At 32.7% G+C, this 18621-nt stretch carries 19 protein-coding genes; 4 read left to right on the top strand and 15 right to left on the bottom strand.

The window, feature by feature from the left end:
• Positions 1 to 22: 22 nt before the first annotated feature.
• The 7 genes from MSWAN_RS03250 to cbiM all read right to left on the bottom strand — a co-directional run bounded on the left by MSWAN_RS03250 (position 23) and on the right by cbiM (position 6366).
• The gene (locus MSWAN_RS03250) at positions 23 to 1162 is read right to left on the bottom strand and encodes a DUF362 domain-containing protein (RefSeq protein ID WP_013825189.1); all 1140 of its coding nucleotides are present in this window, start codon (positions 1160 to 1162) and stop codon (positions 23 to 25) included.
• A gap of 142 nt (positions 1163 to 1304) precedes the next feature.
• On the bottom strand, positions 1305 to 2141 hold the full coding sequence (locus MSWAN_RS03245; RefSeq protein ID WP_013825188.1) for an ATP-binding cassette domain-containing protein: 837 nt from the start codon (positions 2139 to 2141) through the stop codon (positions 1305 to 1307).
• A gap of 354 nt (positions 2142 to 2495) precedes the next feature.
• The gene (locus MSWAN_RS03240; RefSeq protein WP_013825187.1) at positions 2496 to 3206 is read right to left on the bottom strand and encodes a HoxN/HupN/NixA family nickel/cobalt transporter; all 711 of its coding nucleotides are present in this window, start codon (positions 3204 to 3206) and stop codon (positions 2496 to 2498) included.
• 239 nt (positions 3207 to 3445) lie between these two features.
• On the bottom strand, positions 3446 to 4285 hold the full coding sequence (locus MSWAN_RS03235; RefSeq protein ID WP_013825186.1) for an ATP-binding cassette domain-containing protein: 840 nt from the start codon (positions 4283 to 4285) through the stop codon (positions 3446 to 3448).
• A 144-nt stretch (positions 4286 to 4429) separates the two neighbouring features.
• Positions 4430 to 5224 carry a cobalt ECF transporter T component CbiQ gene (cbiQ, locus tag MSWAN_RS03230; RefSeq protein ID WP_013825185.1) on the bottom strand — a complete coding sequence of 265 codons (795 nt, stop codon included), beginning with the start codon at positions 5222 to 5224 and terminating at the stop codon, positions 4430 to 4432.
• Between the two features lie 103 nt (positions 5225 to 5327).
• Positions 5328 to 5666 (bottom strand): energy-coupling factor ABC transporter substrate-binding protein, encoded by a 339-nt coding sequence (locus MSWAN_RS03225; RefSeq protein ID WP_013825184.1) that lies wholly within the window; start codon positions 5664 to 5666, stop codon positions 5328 to 5330.
• Position 5667: 1 nt separating this feature from the next.
• Entirely contained in the window at positions 5668 to 6366 is a 699-nt protein-coding gene (gene cbiM, locus MSWAN_RS03220; protein WP_013825183.1) for a cobalt ECF transporter S component CbiM, read from the bottom strand.
• A 508-nt stretch (positions 6367 to 6874) separates the two neighbouring features.
• On the opposite strand from cbiM, the gene pyrF reads away from it, so the two are divergent.
• A complete protein-coding gene (gene pyrF, locus MSWAN_RS03215) occupies positions 6875 to 7525 on the top strand; it encodes an orotidine-5'-phosphate decarboxylase (protein WP_013825181.1) in 651 nt (216 codons plus the stop codon).
• Here pyrF and MSWAN_RS03210 read toward each other — a convergent pair.
• The 6 genes from MSWAN_RS03210 to MSWAN_RS03185 form a co-directional block, all read right to left on the bottom strand.
• Positions 7460 to 8062 carry a hypothetical protein gene (locus MSWAN_RS03210; RefSeq protein ID WP_013825180.1) on the bottom strand — a complete coding sequence of 201 codons (603 nt, stop codon included), beginning with the start codon at positions 8060 to 8062 and terminating at the stop codon, positions 7460 to 7462. The two genes, pyrF and MSWAN_RS03210, sit on opposite strands and share 66 nt — an antisense overlap.
• Before the next feature lie 135 nt (positions 8063 to 8197).
• The gene (locus MSWAN_RS03205; RefSeq protein ID WP_013825179.1) at positions 8198 to 9109 is read right to left on the bottom strand and encodes a deoxyhypusine synthase; all 912 of its coding nucleotides are present in this window, start codon (positions 9107 to 9109) and stop codon (positions 8198 to 8200) included.
• Positions 9110 to 9651: 542 nt separating this feature from the next.
• Positions 9652 to 10536 (bottom strand): CBS domain-containing protein, encoded by an 885-nt coding sequence (locus MSWAN_RS03200; protein WP_013825178.1) that lies wholly within the window; start codon positions 10534 to 10536, stop codon positions 9652 to 9654.
• A gap of 451 nt (positions 10537 to 10987) precedes the next feature.
• Positions 10988 to 11494 carry a hypothetical protein gene (locus MSWAN_RS03195; protein ID WP_013825177.1) on the bottom strand — a complete coding sequence of 169 codons (507 nt, stop codon included), beginning with the start codon at positions 11492 to 11494 and terminating at the stop codon, positions 10988 to 10990.
• Between the two features lie 28 nt (positions 11495 to 11522).
• The gene (locus MSWAN_RS03190; RefSeq protein ID WP_013825176.1) at positions 11523 to 12329 is read right to left on the bottom strand and encodes a B-box zinc finger protein; all 807 of its coding nucleotides are present in this window, start codon (positions 12327 to 12329) and stop codon (positions 11523 to 11525) included.
• Positions 12330 to 12833 carry a hypothetical protein gene (locus tag MSWAN_RS03185; protein ID WP_013825175.1) on the bottom strand — a complete coding sequence of 168 codons (504 nt, stop codon included), beginning with the start codon at positions 12831 to 12833 and terminating at the stop codon, positions 12330 to 12332. It lies immediately after the preceding gene.
• A 158-nt stretch (positions 12834 to 12991) separates the two neighbouring features.
• Here MSWAN_RS03185 and MSWAN_RS03180 point away from each other — a divergent pair, with 158 nt between their 5' ends.
• Entirely contained in the window at positions 12992 to 14263 is a 1272-nt protein-coding gene (locus tag MSWAN_RS03180) for a hypothetical protein (RefSeq protein WP_013825174.1), read from the top strand.
• Positions 14264 to 14325: 62 nt separating this feature from the next.
• Entirely contained in the window at positions 14326 to 15105 is a 780-nt protein-coding gene (locus MSWAN_RS03175) for a hypothetical protein (RefSeq protein ID WP_013825173.1), read from the top strand.
• Between the two features lie 27 nt (positions 15106 to 15132).
• Here the strand turns inward: MSWAN_RS03175 and MSWAN_RS12700 are convergent, their stop codons facing one another.
• Positions 15133 to 15297: a hypothetical protein gene (locus MSWAN_RS12700; RefSeq protein WP_013825172.1), complete on the bottom strand. Its 165-nt coding sequence runs from the start codon at positions 15295 to 15297 to the stop codon at positions 15133 to 15135.
• Between the two features lie 106 nt (positions 15298 to 15403).
• Here MSWAN_RS12700 and MSWAN_RS03170 point away from each other — a divergent pair, with 106 nt between their 5' ends.
• Entirely contained in the window at positions 15404 to 16111 is a 708-nt protein-coding gene (locus MSWAN_RS03170; protein WP_013825171.1) for a hypothetical protein, read from the top strand.
• 55 nt (positions 16112 to 16166) lie between these two features.
• On the opposite strand, the gene MSWAN_RS03165 is transcribed toward MSWAN_RS03170, so the two are convergent.
• Positions 16167 to 18209 (bottom strand): TOPRIM nucleotidyl transferase/hydrolase domain-containing protein, encoded by a 2043-nt coding sequence (locus MSWAN_RS03165; protein WP_013825170.1) that lies wholly within the window; start codon positions 18207 to 18209, stop codon positions 16167 to 16169.
• Between the last annotated feature and the right edge of the window lie 412 nt (positions 18210 to 18621).

Below are 18621 nucleotides of genomic sequence, written 5' to 3'. Positions count from 1 at the left end.
TTAAGATTCCTTTTATACTAATTTAATCTGATTTTGTAAACCTTGAAATTAATTTATATAATCTGCTTTTATCTTCAAATACCGCTTTTTCAGGGCACATTTCCATGCAACACAGACAGTTTATGCATTCTCCATACTCAAATTCCGGTATTGGATTGTTTTTTATTAATGCATCCACAGGACAGCTTTTAACACATGTGTTACAGTTAGTGCAGATATCCGGATCAATTGAAGGTCTTGACCACCAGAGCTTCATCAAGCCCCGTGCAATTGACGACGGAATCAGTTCCATCGTGCCTGCCATATTTGGGGGCCATTTGAAGTCATCTATAACCGGAAATTCTCCTATAACATGAATATTTTCCACAACACCCTCTCCAAGACCTTGCTCTTGAGCTATTCTGTTTGAAGGCACCTTCATTGGATCTTTACCTAGGCAGTGGCATATAAAACAGTCCAGTGCAACAGAATCGCCAGATGCAAGTATAACTCCAATTTCTTTGGGATTTCCTGCAGAAGGTCCTGATCCATCCATTCCGATTATTCCATCAACTATATTGAGCTGGGGTTTTGTCAGTGCAAATATATCCACCACCATCTCAGCAAAGTCAGATGGTTTTGGGGCCATTTTATGATATTCTGTTTTTCTGAGGCCTGGAACAACTCCATACATATTTTTAACAGCACATGTAAAAGTTGTGAGGCCGTGGGTTTTGATTTTCGGCAGGTTGATAATTACATCACAGTCAATAACTGGTTTTGCAATATGATATAGTCTACCTTTCCTTTCCATTTCATAAACCCCAGACTTCTCAAAGTTGATTAAAGACGTTTTTGTACGTTCACAGACATCTAACATTCCCGTAACTTTCCAAAACCTTTCCATACCCCTTGCAGGCCCACCAGGACTGTCTCCAACCATCGGAATGGCCCCTACATCTTTAACGAGATTTATTACAGATTCTATAACTGTAGGATGGGTTGTTATGGCTTCTTCAGGTGTTTTGGCCTGAAGCATGTTTGGTTTAATTAGAACTTTATCCCCAGGTTTTACAAATGAAGATAAACCCCCAATGGCATCTACTGAGTTTTTTACAGCATTTTGAACCAATTCTAAATCGTAAGAATTACATTTTGATATTGAAACAAGAGTTTCTGTCATTTTTCAACCTCTTAAATTTCTTAAATTCTATTTGAATATCAAAGGATTATAAAAAGATTATAAAAAGATTGTTGGATTAAAAATAAGGAAAATAAATAATACTTGAGAGAACCATTGAAAAAATCATCTAATGTGACTCATGTCAGTGTTCGATCTCTTTTAAAATTCTTCTTCTTGCTTCTCCTATGGTTAAAGGGTATGGTTTTCCAAAGGAAACCTCATCTTCTTTTTGAAGTATTTCCATGAGGTGTGCTATCCTTGGAAGCCTTAAATCTGCCTTTCGAATGGTTTCAACATCTCCAAAAACTTCCTGAGGACTGCCTTCCTTAATTATCTTGCCTTTGCTGATTATATAAACACTATCCGCGTATAATGGCACCAGATCCACGTCGTGGGTCGATATAACAATTGTCATACCTTCTTTGTTAAGCTGGTAAAGCAACTGGAGAATGTGGGACGCTCCTTTTGGGTCCAGACCGCTTGTGGGTTCATCCAGAACCATTATCTTTGGATTCATTGCAAGGATACCTGCGATTGCAACTCGCTTCTTCTGGCCGCCGCTCAAATGGTGTGGTGGTTTTTTCTCAAATCCGGCCATTCCAACCTTTTCAAGGGATTCTTTAACCCTTAAATCCACTTCTTCTTTAGAAAGTCCCAGGTTCATGGGCCCAAATGCAACATCTTCCATCACAGTAGGTGCAAATAGCTGGTCATCAGGGTTTTGGAATACTATGCCTACCTTCTGTCTCACCTTCATGAGATCCTTTTTCTTGTAATTTACAGGTTCTCCATCTATTTTAACAGTTCCAGAGGTTGGTTCTAATATTCCGTTGAAGTGTAAAAAAAGTGTGGATTTTCCAGCACCATTTGGTCCAAGCAGCGCAACGATTTTACCTTCTTCAGCATGAAAATTAACATTTTCAAGGGCTTTCGTGCCGTCAGGATATTCATATACGATTTTATCTGTTTCAATGATCATGATATCACATATAAATTTTATATAAATTCAATTATAATTGATATAATTTACTTTTGATATGATCTACTACATAAAATAGTTGATTAATACTTTCAAAAAAAGAGAAGAGGATGGTTAAATAGTAACTAACAACTTTAAACATGTATTATAGTTTTAAAGCCATTAAATTACACTTAACCATTTAAGATACTTCAAAAACACATCATACTTTCCTTGTTTGATTTATTTTAATCCTTTTTAAATTAAATTTTTTTATTCTTCCAATTTTTCCTAAAATCCTTCTCCAATTTGTTCCTGTGAATGTCCATATCGTCATCAGACTGCAGATTATTATCTATTATCAACCAAGACCTTTTATACATGTAAAAATGGTAATAGATACTCTGTTATGGGTTGTAGCAGCGTTAATAATCCTATAATGATGATTAAACTGGCGCTTAAAATTGGAATTTTGTTTATGGTTTTGTTGCTCACGTAGTTCTGGATAAAGTCTTTTCCTTTAACAAAAAGCACTGAAAGGAGAGTTATTGATATTGCAAGGCCTGCGCTGAACACCAGAACGTAAATAACACCATTGTAAAACTGGCCGTTTGCAATGCTGAAAAGTAGCACTGCAAGTGCTGCAGGACAGGGTATTATGCCAGTGGATAATCCAATTGCAACAACACCCCTTTTTGTATTAGCCTCCTTTGTATTGATACTGTGCTCATGATGATGGTGTGGATGATGGTACTTCTTCAGTATCCACAAACCAACTGCAACAAGTATGACCCCACCTACTATGCTCATCAAATCATGGGTTGTGTTTACGTTCAAAGATCCAGCAAGGAACAATGAAACAATTCCAAGAAGAACAACCACTATCACGTGGGAAAAAACCACTGTACCACCAAGTAACAATGTATCTTCCAAAGTTGCGTCAGTGCCCATTACAAATGCCGCCATGACAGCTTTTCCGTGTCCTGGCTCTAATGCATGTAATGCACCGAGTATAAATGCAGCAACCATGAAAACCAGGCTGATCTGCAGGGGAAATGTAGTTAAACTTGAAGATGTGAAATCCATACGTTATCACTCCAATTTGTTAATACGATTTTGTATTTTTTTTATATAGTTAGTAATACCTTAGATCTGTGTAGAAGCCTTAATCCATCCAATTTTCAAAAAAATAATAAATTTGGTAATACTATTATGGATTTTCTTTATATATTGAGTAATACCAATGTGCGCTGAAATACCATGTTTGTGCGGATATTGAATGAAAAGGGAGTGTATCTACTATTTTAAATTAAATCTTGAAAAACTCAGTCTTTGGCCTGTTCACGTATCTTTCTTCTTGCCTCTCCTATAGTAAGGGGATATGGTTTGCCAAATGAAACATGGTCTTCTTTATTAAGTATTTCCATAAGGTGTGCTATGCGTGGAAGCCGTAAATTCGCATTTCTTATGGTTTCAACATCACTGAAAACAGTCTGAGGGCTACCTTCCTTTATTATGTTCCCATGGCTTATTATGTAAACTGTGGATGCGTAAAGAGGGACAAGGTCAACGTCGTGGGTGGATATGATGATGGTCATACCTTCTTCATTGAGTTCATAGAGTAAACGCATTATCTGGGATGCGCCTCTGGGATCCAGTCCACTTGTAGGTTCATCCAGAACCATTATCTTCGGTTTCATTGCAAGAATACCTGCAATTGTAACCCTCTTTTTTTGGCCGCCGCTCAAGTGGTGTGGTGGTTTTTTCTCAAATCCTTCCATCCCCACTCTTTTAAGAGCCTCTTTAACCCGGGACTCAACTTTTTCTTTGGAAAGTCCTATGTTCATCGGGCCAAATGCAACATCTTCCATCACTGTAGGTGCAAATAGCTGGTCATCAGGGTTCTGGAATACTATGCCCACTTCCTGCCTAACCTTCATCAACTCTTTTTTGTCATAGCTTATTGGCCTACCATTAACCAGGACTTCCCCTGAAGATGGCTCTAATATACCATTGAAATGAAGAAACAACGTGGATTTGCCGGCACCGTTTGGCCCAAGAAGTGCAATAATTTTACCACTTTCTGCTTTGAAGTTAACGTCTTCAAGTGCCTTCGTACCGTCAGGATATTCATATAAAATTTCTTTGGTTTCAATAACATTCATTGTATCACCTCATATCAGTTTATACAAAAAATAACTTTAAAATAAGTTTGAGATGCTCATTCCCATTTTTAGCACACTAAATACTGAATCTACCTAGAATCTATTATTTGCGTTTAAAATTAGGAAATATTAGATTACCTAAAATCAGAAAATACTGAGACTACCTGTAAGAATGGTTCCAATCGAGAGAACAACTTCAAATAAGACCAGTAAAATCAGATTTCGAGCCCCTATATTTCTTATACTTCCAGTTTCTCCCATGGTTCTTATTGAGCCATCATAGCATCTTGATTCCATTGCAATGTACACTTGCTCCCCTTTCATCCATGTTTTTATGAAGAGGTTGCTTGCAAGCATCCCTAAGGATTTGTACGATTTTTTGAAGCTGGAATAACCAAGCTTTGTTTCCTGTGAATGGTACATTGTGGTGGCTTCATCCAGGAACAAAAATATGTAGCGGTACATGAGCATTGCAATTTCAATAACGATCTGTGGGATCTTGATGTCTTCAAACACCGCGAAAAGTTCTGTCATTGGAGTGGTAAGTGCCAAAAAGGCCAGACATGAAAAACCTCCCATTATTCTGGCTAAAAGAAGAAATCCAAGGTTGAATCCATCTACAGTCACTGCCAAATTGAATATTCCAAGTTTCAGTATTGGTGCACCTACTCCAAAAAATATTGCCATGAAAATGAAGTTTATAAGTGCGAATATAAATGGAACTGCCATAAATTTCAAATAGAATTTAGCAGAAATTTTAGCCTTAAAAATAATTAAAGCTGTTACAGTTCCAAATATAACGATAGGGACAATGGGTGATTGAGATACTAAGCTTACAAGCATGGTTAAAATTGCAAATAACACCTTATAGTATGTATTTACATTTCTAAGCCCGTTTGAATGAGCATAGCCGTCCAGTGTGGTTTCAAATATAGACATTATATCACCAGTATTTCCTCGTTTTAAAATATAGGCAGTTAACCCCTTATTGGGGTTGTAACTGCTTTAAGTTCCTGCATTGTCTAATTCAGTATTTCCTTCATCATTCCCATTTCATCTCATTTTGAGGAATTTCGTCACCTTTTTCTTTCCTTTTTCTTATATTTGACTGACACTGCCAGTAACCAAGGACATAACCTATGATTATGGCCCCAATAGCTGCCTGAAGAGCAAATAAAAGGCTTTCTATCTCACCGCTTGGTGGTTCCCATAGAGAATGTACCCATGGAACATAACCTGTTGATTCTATGACCTCACTTCCCTGGTCATCAGCACCTCCAAAGTAGCCCTGATCTTCTCCTTTACCATTGTAGAGAGCTAGGGGGAAAATTACAATTACTGCAACCAGACAGAGTAGAACTATGGCTTTTTTATTTACCATTTTAAGCCGCCTCCGCTGTTTCTGCTGCTATTTTTTTCCCTTCCTCAGGTTTCAGAACTTTTAAGCGTACCAGGATATCTGGTCTGAGTTTCATTATGTACTCGAATATCACAACTGTTAAAAGACCTTCTGCTATTGCAAGTGGTACCTGGGTGTAGGCGTATATAGCTATGAACTTTACAAGTGCAGATCCAAAGGTTGGTACCGGGAATGCCAGTGAAAGCTGTACTGCAGTTGTAACATATGTTAACCAGTCACCTGCAACTGCTGCCAGGAATATGGCCAATGAAGGGGACCATCCTGCTTTTCTTGCACCTTTCCATATTAACCATGCTGCAAACGGACCTACAATACCCATTGAAAAGTCGTTGGCACCAAGTGTGGTTATTCCACCATGAGCCAGAAGCAGTGCCTGGAAAACAAGTACTATTGCTCCCAAAACACTTACGGCTGCTGGACCGAAGAGTACTGCACCTAAACCGTTACCACATGGATGAGAACAGCTTCCAGTTACCGATGGCATCTTCAAAGAGGATAAAATAAACATAAATGCTCCGGCAACTGCCAACAATGGTTTTGAGTCTGGTTGTTCTTTTGTTACTTTTTTTATCTGGATCACACCGTAGGCTATAACCGGCAGAGCAAGTGCGTACCAGAAGACACACCAGTACCACGGCAAGAATCCTTCCATTATATGCATTTTTAAAATCTCCTTTACTTTTGTTAAACTTTACCTTATTTAAATTTATTTTTCAAATTCTACCTTTTTTAAAAAACTTAAAATATACTTGATTTTAATTAAAGTAAAATTGAATAAATGTCTATTTAAAGTTTGCTATTTTCTTCCCGAAGAGCCTGTAATAAATTTTTTAGAATGATTAATAGGATTGGTGCAGAAAAACCTGAACAAATTCTAAACCTATCATTAGAACCTAGAATAATTCTACCTGAATCAAAAAAAGTTCTTTATTTAAATGAGTTATATAATCTGAAAATCTATTCTCTAATCCAATAAAAAATAGTTTAAGACACTGAGTTTCAGGCTTTTAAGTCTTATCTTTTTAAGATCAAGCTTCAAAATAGCCCAGTATCCAGCGTTTATCTCCATATAATTATTCATTTTATTTCCACATAATCAGTTCAGTTAAATCATAGAACATCCTAGAATATCCCAAAAATCATTTAAACAGCTTCAACATACTAAATCCATGGAAGTTAAAAACAAGATCATACTCGCACTCGATGTTAACACAATGGAAAGTGCAATGAAAATAGCTGGCAAAGTTTCAGATTACATAAACACCATAAAAATCGGTTACCCCCTTGCACTGGCCGAGGGACTTGAATCTATAACCCAAATAAAAGAAGAATTTGACTGCAACGTTATAGCTGATTTTAAGGTTGCAGACATCCCAGAAACAAACAGTAAAATAGCAGATTTAACCTTCAACGCAGGTGCAGACGCGGTAATTGTCCACGGCTTTGTTGGAAATGACAGTGTGGAGGCCTGCCTTGAATCGGCTGAAGACCATGGGAAAGATGTTTTTTTGCTGACAGAAATGTCCCACCCCGGAGCTTCAAGGTTTCTTAAAGGAGTTTCAGAAGATATTGCAGCCATGGGTGTGGAAATGGGTATCAAAAACTACGTTGCACCGGCTACAAAACTCGACCGCCTGGAAAAAATCCGAAATATCGTGGGAAACGATTCATTCATAATATCTCCAGGAGTTGGAGCTCAAGGCGGAGATGCAGCAAAAACACTTCGTTTTGCAGATGCAGTCATAGTTGGAAGGTCAATTTATCTTGCTGAAGACCCTGAAAATGTGGTAAAATCCATCATAGATGGTATCAAACTTTAAACCCGCTATTTCATAGCATATTTCAAAGAAAAGGAAATATATAAACGTTTGAAACTGAAAATACTGGACTCCAGGAATTTTAAGAGCCGGAAATACTGTCTGGAATATTCCAAGGACTGCAAATAATAGAACTGCTATTTTAAGTGTGAATCTGTGGTCAAAAAAGAATTCAAGCACTTTACCATGTCTTGAAACCCATGGATTGTCGTTCCCGATCTCATCTAAAAATGCCGCTGCAGTACACACAGCCAGAGTTATAATCCCTATTGTAGGTATGCCCAAAATTATAAGGATTCCCATTAAAATAATGAACGAAACCATGTGATTTATACTGTCAACCTTCCATGACAGGAAATTTCCAATCAGTATGGCTATGAATATGGTTGCAGCATCCGCGCTGGTTACTGCAAGGTAAGCAATGCATGCAACACATAGAAGACCCGCAAATATCGCAAATATGGTGTTATTTCGTTTATCGTGGGCGTCATCGGATAACTTCATTAAAAACCCAGAAAGGGCATATAAAACTGCTTCCAAACCATCAGCTCCAAGTAATATTAAAATATTTTTAAAAAAATTTATAATAGTTCTTTTTTTTATTTAAGAGATTATTCTAAGTTTTTTTTATTAAAAGATTAGTTTAAGGAGATTTAAAAACAAAAAAAAGTTTTTTTAATCACTCTTACTTATCATTTCCCTTGCACCTGCCACCATAATTGGGAATATTATGGTTGCATCACCTACAACAGTCACAAGTTTTGAACCAGCCTTGGCCTTGGCCCAGGACTTTGCCTCTTCAAGAGGTGCACCGCTCAAGCTTCCTGTTTCACCCCTATCCATTGTAACCTGTATAGCTGCATCAACACCGCCTTTAAGTAGATTTGATGCTAGAGCATAATGTTTTGGCAGTCCTCCACCTAGGATAACAGTTGCGACCTTTTTTGACTCAAAAACTTTGTCTGAAAGTTCGTGCATGTCGCCGGAAGCGTCGAGACAGAACTCATGATCCTGGGTGAACATGAAAAGCTGCAGACCAAGCATGCTGTCTATCATACCCGGTGCATAAATTGGAACTCCTTTTTTTGCAGCAGTGTAAAGTATTGAACTCTCATCATCAACAGAGTTGCCCAATGCAGTTATAAATTCCCTTATTGTGAGGTTTTTTTCTTTCTGGGATATTTTAGATAGAATTTCTGTTATTTCCTTTTCAAAGACTTCGAAGTCTTCAGATTTTGTGTAGAGATCTGCTATTCTACCCATTCCCTGCTCGCATAATTTTTCATCGTTATCATGGATGCCCCTATAATGGTCGCCACCAAATGCCATCAAGAGGTCGTGGGTTAAGTTTGCACCGCTTGTGAACATGACGTCCACCAAACCGTCATTTATCATGTCCCTTACGATCTTTCGAAGGCCACCGGGTACGAGAGGACCTGCAATACTCAGGAAAACTGCGGTATCCTCATCTTGTATCACATCAGCCAGAAGTTTTGTGGCTCTGTACATTCTTCCTGCGCCCAGAACTCCGGATTTTCCCATTTGTTCCACAAGTTCAAGAACGCTCATGTTGTCTTTGATATCCATTTGATCTATTTTCAGTTTTACACACCCTATAATCTTAATTCTGAATAAAACTCTTTAAAATAATTTCTTTGTTTAAATAAATTTTAAATAAGTAAATAAAAGAGAATACATGATCTAATCATCATTTTTAAGATAAATTTTAGATTAAATTCTTTGAAATTATAATTTAATAATTATTTGCTTATTTAAGTTTTAATAATCTGATTTATTTTAGTTTTAGATTATTAAATTTACCCACTTAAAATAGTTGTAAATTTAAAATTTAGATCTTATCACGTTAAATATATTACCGTATGCCCAATCGTGATTAAATCTTTATAATCTATACTCAACCGATTAAGATATTTAGTCTATACTCTTAGTTTATACTCGATTTGGTAAAATCTGTAAAATTTAGACATATCTTGTAAATTAATTAAATGAAAATTTGTTTAAAATCGAATAACACTATCTAAAATCGAATGAAACTTCAAATATTTTGAATTTCAGATTTAAAATTATATAAAATTAAATGTAATGTAGATAAAAATTAATTTAAGGGTTTATCTAAGCCCTGCTATTTTATCAAGGAGATCTGTCCTTGTTACAATACCCAATGGAACTCCGTTCTCATCAACAACTATGAGTCTTCCTATACTATTTTTATTCATGACTTCTATGGCATCTGCAATCATGACGTCCTTTTCAACACTTATTATATGTTTTGACATGATTTCAGCTATCAGAATCTTTTCTCCACCTGCTGCAATGGCTTTGGTAATATCACTGAGTGTTAATATCCCCACAATATCATTTTCATCATCAACTACAGGTGCTCCTTCTATTCCTTCATCCGATAAAATTTTTGAAGCGGTTTTTATATCCATGGAAGATTTGAGCTTAAGGACATCTCTGGTTGCAATATCAAAAACAGTGTTTTTTGGCATGCTTCTTATGGCAGTGGTATCCAGAAGAATTATGTTGTCCATATCATCCCTTCCCACCACAATACCGTCCAGTATAAGCTTATTAACAGGTGTTGGACCTACTCTTATGATATCACCCAGATCAAGGCCTTTGATGTTTCCAACAGCTTTCACAGCAGCTTCACATTCACCGGGGTGTGCTATGCTTGTGAACTCTATTTTAGAAACAGTGATGTCTTTAACTTTTTCACCATCCCTGAATATTGGGACCATACTGTCATTATCTGAATCCTGAATGTTAAGCGTGTGATACGCTTTTACTGTGGGCTTATAGCCTCCTCTTGGACCTGGAACTCCTTTTACAAGACCCAAACTCCTGAGAGATTGCATTTGATTTCTTATTGTGCCGGGATTACGGCTCATGACCTCAGCTATTTCTTCTCCCTTAATCGATTTGAAGTTAGATTTCCGGTACAAACTTATGAGGCTTTGAAGTATTTCTTTCTGGACTGATGTGAGCATTAAAACCACCTTTAATAATAATTTTAGATTATTTATAATTATGATCATTTATTTATCATGATTATTTATAAAAGTTTCTTTTTGAACATATTTTTCAGTTCTTTTAATCACTTTCATTACATTTTTTTAAATCTGTGTTCTTACAGGTTACGTCAAACTCGGTGAGTACCGATCATCCTTGCGAAAGAATTTTGAAACTTAAATCTCAAGACTTCTCCCTTATCGAAAGGTAAGTAAATACATATCGTATAAATGTTTTGGTGTTCAATTCCCTTTCATTTACATTTTAGAGAGTTGTGTTTTTACAGGTTAAGTCAAACTCGGTGAGTGCAGATCATCCTTGCAAAGGAATTTTGAAACTTAAATCGCATGACTTCGTCCTTATCGAAAGGTAAATAAATACGTATCGTATAAATGTTTTGGATCAACAAAGCTAAAAGGAAAAAAATAGTTAAAATGGTTTAAAACTTGTTAAAAGTACTTTTATAGATTCTACAATAAGACTTGAGCTTATACTTGAAACATAAGGATTTTTGGCAACATCTTTAATTTTATCAATCAAATTTTTCTTTTCTTCAGGAGAAATCTCTTCTGCTTTTTCAATAGCCTTTATTAATGCATTTAAATAAATTGAAGTGTTATAAGTGTTTATATCTCCCAAAGCTAAGTTTTCTACATTTCCATTGACATTCACATGAGTTATGTTTTGTTTAGGAACTTCTTCATTATTTTCAATATAATCAATTCCTGTCGCTGTAATGTTTGCTGCATAGTAATTCATGGCTGTTATAAGGTCAATATAACCTTTTCTTTCTAAATACTTGACATTAAGATCCACTTTATTAGATTCAATAGCTAACTCTTTCTTTAAAATACCATGAGGCATTGGTCGGGATTTTTCCATTTCTTGATCATACAATACCTCTAAAATTTTCATTCTAATTTCTTTATTATCCATCTTAGTTCCTCTAATAAAATTTATAGAATTATTTAGAGTTATTAATTAAAGATTCTTTTAAAACTCTTCCTTTCCCCAAAAAAACATCTTTAAACCGAACAAGTGTAATAATTGAAGATAAATGAAGATTTACACCATCAGGAATTTCATAAAAACCTTTCATAGTTTTTTCAGGAGGTATCACTTCAAGTTCTGTCAAAGTTTTGCAAAGAAAATATTTATTATCAATTTTTTCAACGTTATCTCTTTCTTCAAGCCCATCCCAAGTACACATTAACCGTAAATCATATAAAGATACATTATTAGGATTGGTAATTTCAAATTCCACCTTAATCTTATTATTATCTGTTTCAAATGCCTTTGTCACTAATAACAGTTGATTTTCAGAGTTATACAAATTAGGATCTATTTCACGTAATTCATTAGCATTGTTGAAACCTACATGGAGCATTAAACCATGAGCTAAATGATCATTTAGGCATTCTAAACAAAGCCATTTTTTACATTCATGACAAAAAAATGTTATATTATTTTTTTCAAAATAATCTATTGCATGTGCACATTTAGGATGATAACTTGAATTAAAAGTATCAATATCAATAGAAGGCCATTGATCACCCATATCTGGACCATAACCTGCATGACCTACATCTAAAACACTTGCTTTATTTTCTTCATCTAAAGTTCTACAAGGTAAATAATCATGTTCCATTTTATGACTTGAAAAGCAATCATAACAAATATATTTTCTACAAGTTTTGCAGATTAAAAAAAAGCGTCCTAATTCTTCATTGCACTCATCACATACCTTGGGTTTTTCAAATATTTTTTCCAATTATAAGCCCCCGTTTACAAATAATGTTATTATCAAACCAATAAACGAAATAAAAATACCATAAATTAAAAATGTTCTCGAGGATTCAAGTGAAATCACTTTAATGTCATTGAAGTTATGTATTTGGGGAATAATAGATAAATATCGATCTATTAAGTCATTTGTTAGATCATCCTGTTTTTTATTAAGTTTTTCCATTATTAAGTTAGGATTTTTGATATCAAAAGGAATAAAATGCTTTTTTATTTTCAAAACATCTAAAGACCAATATATAGAGATACCAATGATGATTGTGGCTATTATATTTAAAATAATTAATATCCCCAAATTATTAAAAGTAACTATTCCTGCAACAATAAAAGCCGTAAAAGCATTTAATATGCTTACTACCAAAGCATTTGTGCTTAAAAGAGATGATGCTTTTGATTCCAATGACGTTTTTCTTGATATTTCACGATCATAGGTTCTTATACATTCCTCAAGTACAAGACTGTTCTTTTCCATAAAAATATGTTAGTAAAGAGTAATATAAAAACTTAATTTTAAAATATTCAAACAGATTAAAGAGACAAACATTATTAATTTTCTCTCATTGAGAAGGAAAGCTTTTATTTTCAATCAACAAATAGGAGTTTAAGAGAATAATTGATGAAGGGGTACTAATGGTAGAATGTAGTTATGAAGGATGTAACGAAGAAGTTTTTGAGGATTCTGATTATTGCATTCTACATTTAGAATTACCAGAAAATGAAAATAGTGCCGAATTTAAAAGGATTAACTCATTAAAAGAGAAAAAAGTTCAAGAAAAAATAAAAAATAAAGACTTTAATTTTGAGGGCGCAATATTATATAAAATTAAACTTGAAGACTTAAAAGCATCTGAAATTAATTTTCGTAAAGCAAAAATAATTAGGAATGTTTACCTTGAAAAAGTCGATGTATCATATGATGTTATATTTGATAATGCCACACTAAATAGGTTCACTTATTTAAAAGGAGTAACTATAAGGAAAAATTTGTCATTTAAGGATGCAAACGCATTTTTTGTTTCTTTAAAAGATGTAAAGATTCATGAAGACTTGGAATGTGAAAAAATGGAATATGAATTCTTCCGTTTCGAAGAAAAAGGATATATTGGAGGCTCAGTCCTTTTTTTTGGAATGAAGAATGTACATAGTATTTGTTTTAAGGGAAATAAAGAATTAAAAAACAAAATAAAAATTGTTGGCGATGTTTTTTTAGGCCGTAAACCTTATGGTGATTTAGAATTTAATTTTGTTGATATTTGTGGCACATTATATTTGGATTGGTTAACAGCTAATAACGTACTATTAAATGAGACTGAAATAAATGGAAATATTTGGTTCTCTGGGTCTGAATTAATAGATATTGTTATTAATGATGTGAAAATTGAAGGAAAAACTAATTTTCATACTTCTAAAATAAAAGGAAAATTAGATTGTAAAAACGTAAATTTTAAAATTCCAGAATCCCAAGAAGAAACTTTTAGAGTAGCTAAAAATTGTGCTGAAAGTTTAGGGGATAAAGAAGAAGCAGATAATTATTTTTACCGTGAAATGGAAGCCAAAAGACTTCAAAAACCGGTTTATATAAAGAAACCGGAATGGATACTTCAAAAATTCTTTGGATATGGGGTTTATCCTCTAAGGATAGTTATCACTTTTTTTGGTATTTTTATCGTTTTTTCATTAATCTTTTGGCAAATTAACGGAATATTCTTGGAAAATTCTATAGACTACCTAAATTTACAAATGGCCTTAAAATTAAGTTTTTTAACTTTAATTATTCCAGCATATGGCTTAGTGAGTCCAAGTGCTGTAAATTATGGATTTTATATTATTATTGAAGCTATTATAGGGGCTTTCATGTGGCCACTGTTTATTGCAACTTTTGCAAGGAAATATATGAGGTAACTACGAAAGATTACTGAAAACAAATCTAAGTTATTTTCAAAGCTAATTGAGAAGGTGTGAAAATGATAGATGCTGGAGCAATGTTTATAAAACAAGTAGCAAAAATAGTTGAAAAAAGAGATAACAACAGCATAGATTGGATTTTTTTATTAAAAACTTTTGGTTTTGATGATTTGTTAGAGGAGTATCCCCGATTAATAAGAAGTCAAAGTTGGGGTGATCCTGATTATCCATGGAATATAATAAATGTTATCAAAGATGCTTATAGGGATGATAAAGATGCTGCAACGCTTATGATTAAGGATTTATTTGATGATTTAAAACTTGAAGAAGAAGATTTTTCTAAATATCCTTGGTTAAATGAATTTTTAGAAAACAATGATTTTGAAATGGTTATCCCTTCAAAAACAAAATATTTAGACATTGAAGAAGTACCTGATGATTTTTACAGAGATTTGAGAGATTTAATTAATAAAAGTTATTCTTTAGGATTGTATGTAGCAGTTTTAATATTTAGTAGAAAAATGTTAGAAAATTTGATAGTTGATATTCTAAGAAAGAAATATCGCTCAGATATAGATCTCTTCTACATTCCAAAAGAAGGAAGATTCCATGGATTTAAAACATTACTTGAGAATTTTCATAAAAAATTAAATGATTTCAAACTCATTGCTCCATCCTTAGATAAAACTTTCATAAAAAAAATAGATGCTTTTAGACTATCTGGTAATTCTTCTGCACATACATTAGTGTTAACAGTTACTAAAAAAGATTTAGATGATAAAAAAGATGATCTAAATTCTGTCGTAAAAACTTTAATTAGAATCAAAAATAATTTATGAAGCTTAACTCTTTTTTCTAGTTTAAAGTTAGAAAAGAGGAATATGGGTCCGTTGAGAAGTGCTATTCTCATTTGGAAACTTTAAATATTCAAAATCAAAAATAGCTTCAGCTATTCTATCTATTTCTTTAAGTGGAACATCCCATTTGATTTCGTTACCAATTTGAACAGCTAAAAGTTTAAAATTCGCCATTTAACCTCACCAACTTTTATTAATTTTACATTAATAGTTAAATTAATAGGTATTAAATAGTTATTTAATAGTGGATTTATCTTACTAATAGAGGTGGATACTTAACATGTTTAAGGTACAGATTAAAGGAGATAAAACTTCTCTTGAGATTCTTGACAAAAATTTTGAAAATATTAAATTTGAAGAAGACAATTATTTTTTAGAATGTCCTGAATTTGAAAAGATTGACGAAAAAGAGATTTTTCCTTTTGCGGAGGAAAAATTAAAACAAATGCTATTTCTCATTAATTTAAAAATTGACAATTCTTGTAATGCAGAAGTTGGAGCAATTGAAAAGACTAAAAAAGATGGCACTAAATGTATGTTGATAATAACAGTACCTCCTATAACTTCAACATTAAAAGTAGGCGTACCACATATCACTATTACTAACAACGAAACCGGTGAAATTATTCATGATTCTCAAAAGTCTTCAGAAGATCTTAATCAGTATATTAAATGTGTAAATGAAAATAAGGACATCAAAGACGTCATAAATTATTTTCGTCAAGTAGATTCATTTAATTTTAGTTTTAATTATTATAAGATAATTGAGATAATTGGAAAAGATTTGGGTAGTAAACAAAATATTCCAAAACAATTTAAGTCAATCTCTAGAAAAAAGTTTAGTAATCTTACACAAACCTTAAATTATGGCTTAGGTGAAAATTCACGCCATTATACCGAGTCAAAAGATAAAATTCTGTCTGAAGAGGAAATCAAACGATTTATGAACAACATTATTCAGGAATGGATTTCAGTGAGATGCAAATAATTTTTTTTGACCATTTCCTTTTAAAAAAAGATGAAAATATTCTAACATTATTTATTTAATTTTTAACTTCCTTTCCATTTAAGATATCCAAAATTATTTCCTTATTACGTGATTCAACTGTTCTATCAACTGGAAGATGGTTTAAAATTGCTAAATCTAATATTTTATCAACTAATTCAAATATGGGTCTTTTTAAGATAGATTCATCCGCGGTTTCTTCATATTGCTTGAATAAATTATCAAACATAAATTTTACAATTTTTCTTTTAGTTTCACCAGTTACCCTATCATCTATTTTTTTTATTCCCTCTTCTTGTTCTCGAATTTTTTTAACTTCATTAATATCTATCTGGCCATCAAGAACCTGATTGATAGCTAATACAATTTCTTCATCTGAAAAATTTGCTAATTCAAAATTATTTCCTTTATATGGCTCATTTTTATTAGTTTCTCCCCACAAATATTTCCATTCATCAGGAACATTATAATTTTTTCCTTCAAATTGTATTGGTTCTTCTGTATCTAAGAAGTGTTTCACATTACCTTCATTGTCAGACACAAAAAATGGGATAATCTGCCACTTTTCAAGGTTATAATTTATAAATGAAGTCCAATTTGAAACAATGATATCAGTTTTCTTTAACTCTTTTACTAATTTATTGAGAATCTTTTTTTGATTTTTACTTATTAAAAGTTTTTTTTCCTCTATTTCTATGTTTTTTATCACATTTCTTAATTTTTTCGCATTTTTAGAAGTGGATAATAATTTGTCCACACCTTTGAAATTAACAATTTCTATGCCCAAATTTTCAGGTTTATTATGATAACATTCAAAAATTTTTGGAAATATTCCTTCTTCGGTTTCTCCTTCAACAAAAACCATTATTCTTGGCTGGTAATCCAATTCAAAATCATTTGCAAGATAAAAAAGCCTTTTGTACCTGTTAAGATAGAACGATTCTCCAGTTACAGGATCTGTAAGCCCTTCATTTCTTGAATTTCTCAAAGATGCCAAACCACATCTATTCATATTAGATGGATCAACTTTTACAATATCCTCCGGTGCAATACTTCCTATTTCATCAATATCAAGAATTCCTCTTTTACAATAGTCTTCCATAAACTTTTTTAGCATTAATGCCCATTGTAAATACTCGATTCCTAACCTAATGTTACCTTCAAGTTTATCTTTTTCACTCAATGCGATATTTTTCCATAATTGAATCCAATCATCCCTTTTGACACCCAAAATATCCTTAGAATGTTTAGAAAGTAACCAATAAAAATAGGATATCTCTTTAATATTAATCTTCAAATTTTTCAATTCTTTTTTTGGATCAAAATTTCGTCTTTTATTCCACCATCCCTCACTACTTAAATTAATATCTTGTTTAATGCTAATTGTTCTTGAAGCTGATCTTCCATAGGGATAATAATACTCTTGTATTGAGAGGAAAAACTCCAAAATCTTTTCAAAAAGTATATAATCACTTTTAAGTATTTCTTTTTTCTTTTCAATATCAAAAAGGAATTTACTGTAATCATTATTAGATTTTTTATCTAATTCTTTTCCGAAATTATTGAAATCTTTAACAGTGAAAAAACCAGATATTTTTCGTTCATGTAATGGAAAACGAGTTAAATACGATCTTACTACTTTTTTATCACCTATCAAATCAACCTTAAATGAATAACTTTCCTTTAAAATTTCAAGCCAATAAATCTGAAAAGAAGAATAATAATTGCTTATTCTTTCATTGCCAAATTTAAGTTCTTTATCTTTAAAAGTAGAATATGGCTTAAAACCAACTTTTGATGGGTCAATAATTTTATTTTCTTTAAATAACTGCCGTATCAAATCTTTTTCAAAGTTTTGGAATGAAATTGGAATATAAATATGGTTACCCAAAGAATTTCTGGGATTTTCACTCCTTAATATGGGATACAATAATCCTTCATTCTCAAAAAACTCTAATTCATGTTCATCGGTTTCTACTCCTCTTTTTTTGCAAAAATCAATGAAATCTTTAGTTTTTAAAGGTGGATTTTGTAGATATCTCTCTTCTTCAATGAACTTTTTAAGAAAACCCTCTTGCAAATTAACACTTCCTAAAAGAATTATAATATTTAATTATATAAAAAATATCTCAAAAGAAGATAGAATAAACAAATTCAGCTTACAAAAAAAGATAAAATCCTCAATCTATTTCCCTTCAGATTTTGCCGATTCAATCATTGCTTTGACATCGTTTATTTGTTCTTGAAGTTTCTGGAGTTCATCTCCAGTTTTTTCTGGCTTAAATTCCTTATTGTGACATGTTCCATGTACTTGAGATACACTTTTGAAGCCTATTTTGATAAATTAAATAAAAAGAAGTAAACCAATTAAACCATTTTGCTCAATGCCTAATATTTAAATCGGTAAATTTATTATTTTCCAATGCCATATAAACATAAAATGAATATAATAAGAGGAAATTTATGGAAAAAAACAACTCTCAATCAACAAA

The sequence above is a fragment of the Methanobacterium paludis genome, from assembly GCF_000214725.1.
GTDB classification, from domain to species: Archaea; Methanobacteriota; Methanobacteria; order Methanobacteriales; family Methanobacteriaceae; genus Methanobacterium_C; species Methanobacterium_C paludis.
Note: the sequence above shows the minus strand (reverse complement) of the source record. Positions and strands in the feature narration are given on the sequence as shown.

Coding starts and splice junctions, on each gene's coding strand:
- MSWAN_RS03225 (WP_013825184.1), bottom strand. CDS start 5,666: ATGGTAAATAAAAAAGCCATAGTTCTACTCTGTCTGGTTGCAGTAATT.
- MSWAN_RS03240 (WP_013825187.1), bottom strand. CDS start 3,206: ATGGATTTCACATCTTCAAGTTTAACTACATTTCCCCTGCAGATCAGC.
- MSWAN_RS03195 (WP_013825177.1), bottom strand. CDS start 11,494: ATGGATAATAAAGAAATTAGAATGAAAATTTTAGAGGTATTGTATGAT.
- cbiM (WP_013825183.1), bottom strand. CDS start 6,366: ATGCATATAATGGAAGGATTCTTGCCGTGGTACTGGTGTGTCTTCTGG.
- pyrF (WP_013825181.1), top strand. CDS start 6,875: ATGGAAGTTAAAAACAAGATCATACTCGCACTCGATGTTAACACAATG.
- MSWAN_RS03245 (WP_013825188.1), bottom strand. CDS start 2,141: ATGATCATTGAAACAGATAAAATCGTATATGAATATCCTGACGGCACG.
- MSWAN_RS03170 (WP_013825171.1), top strand. CDS start 15,404: ATGTTTAAGGTACAGATTAAAGGAGATAAAACTTCTCTTGAGATTCTT.
- MSWAN_RS03200 (WP_013825178.1), bottom strand. CDS start 10,536: ATGCTCACATCAGTCCAGAAAGAAATACTTCAAAGCCTCATAAGTTTG.
- cbiQ (WP_013825185.1), bottom strand. CDS start 5,224: ATGTCTATATTTGAAACCACACTGGACGGCTATGCTCATTCAAACGGG.
- MSWAN_RS12700 (WP_013825172.1), bottom strand. CDS start 15,297: ATGGCGAATTTTAAACTTTTAGCTGTTCAAATTGGTAACGAAATCAAA.
- MSWAN_RS03175 (WP_013825173.1), top strand. CDS start 14,326: ATGATAGATGCTGGAGCAATGTTTATAAAACAAGTAGCAAAAATAGTT.
- MSWAN_RS03250 (WP_013825189.1), bottom strand. CDS start 1,162: ATGACAGAAACTCTTGTTTCAATATCAAAATGTAATTCTTACGATTTA.
- MSWAN_RS03235 (WP_013825186.1), bottom strand. CDS start 4,285: ATGAATGTTATTGAAACCAAAGAAATTTTATATGAATATCCTGACGGT.
- MSWAN_RS03180 (WP_013825174.1), top strand. CDS start 12,992: ATGGTAGAATGTAGTTATGAAGGATGTAACGAAGAAGTTTTTGAGGAT.
- MSWAN_RS03185 (WP_013825175.1), bottom strand. CDS start 12,833: ATGGAAAAGAACAGTCTTGTACTTGAGGAATGTATAAGAACCTATGAT.
- MSWAN_RS03205 (WP_013825179.1), bottom strand. CDS start 9,109: ATGGATATCAAAGACAACATGAGCGTTCTTGAACTTGTGGAACAAATG.